Origin of the sequence: Streptococcus pseudopneumoniae, from assembly GCF_001068775.1 — a bacterium.
GTDB lineage: Bacteria > Bacillota > Bacilli > Lactobacillales > Streptococcaceae > Streptococcus > Streptococcus pseudopneumoniae_N.
This window is the reverse complement of the sequence record NZ_JWAJ01000068.1, coordinates 1-223: the sequence shown is the minus strand read 5'-3', so window position 1 is coordinate 223 and position 223 is coordinate 1. Positions and strand designations below refer to the sequence as shown.

Sequence of the window (223 nt, the reverse complement as noted above, 5' to 3'; positions counted from 1 at the left end):
ATTCAGGAACAAGAGCGAAAAGATATTGCTTTAGATAAGTTGAGTGTAAAAGAATATGAAGATCCCTTTAGGGATAGTGGCAAGTAGTACATATGCCTCTTTGAGAGGCTTGTGACGAGTCAAAATGCAATAAGGCTTGAACAAAGTGAAAGCCAGCGTCTTTAGGCGCTGGCTAGTTATCTGGGCTTATAGCCCTGGTACAAACCACCCGTTTGACGGGTGG

At 43.5% G+C, this 223-nt stretch carries 1 pseudogene; it reads left to right on the top strand.

The features are described 5' to 3' along the window. Positions 1-87, top strand: a pseudogene (locus ADF68_RS10315) (IS200/IS605 family transposase); the annotation flags it as partial. Positions 88-223 lie beyond the last annotated feature (136 nt).